The sequence below is a fragment of the Vibrio sp. 2132-1 genome, assembly GCF_033344315.1.
In genome coordinates this window covers 1-676 of sequence record NZ_JAWPON010000381.1, presented here as the reverse complement: position 1 = coordinate 676, position 676 = coordinate 1, and the positions used below count along the sequence as shown (strand labels likewise).

At 46.9% G+C, this 676-nt stretch carries 1 protein-coding gene; it reads left to right on the top strand.

Annotated features, from left to right (window positions below):
• Positions 1-676, top strand: a 676-nt coding sequence (locus tag R8N47_RS25555; RefSeq protein ID WP_318186146.1) for an asparagine synthase-related protein, incomplete at both ends; no start/stop codon positions are given.

The following is a 676-nucleotide window of genomic DNA, read 5'->3' as shown; positions in this document are numbered from 1 at the left end:
TGATTTACCACATCGAGACTTATGACGTAACAACGATTCGTGCCTCAACGCCGATGTTCGTTATGGGCCGTAAAATCAAGGCAATGGGCATCAAAATGGTGCTTTCTGGTGAAGGCGCGGATGAAATCTTCGGTGGCTACTTGTACTTCCACAAAGCGCCAAACGCAAAAGAGTTCCACGAAGAAACGGTTCGTAAACTGCTGGCTCTAAACATGTTTGACTGTGCCCGTGCGAACAAATCGTTGGCGGCATGGGGCGTTGAAGGCCGTGTACCATTCTTGGATAAAGAGTTCATTGACGTCGCAATGCGCCTAAACCCTGCAGACAAAATGTGTGGCAACGGTAAGATGGAAAAACACATTCTTCGCGAATGTTTTGAGCATTACTTACCAGACTCAATCGCTTGGCGTCAAAAAGAGCAGTTTTCTGATGGCGTAGGTTACAGCTGGATTGACACTTTGAAGGCCGTAGCAGAAGAGAAAGTGACCGATCAACAGATGGAAACGGCTCAGTACCGCTTCCCATACAACACACCAACAACTAAAGAAGGTTACGTATACCGCGAAATTTTTGAGGAGTTGTTCCCATTACCATCAGCTGCAGAATGTGTACCAGGTGGTCCTTCTGTAGCGTGTTCATCAGCGAAAGCGATTGAGTGGGATGAGTCATTCAAGAA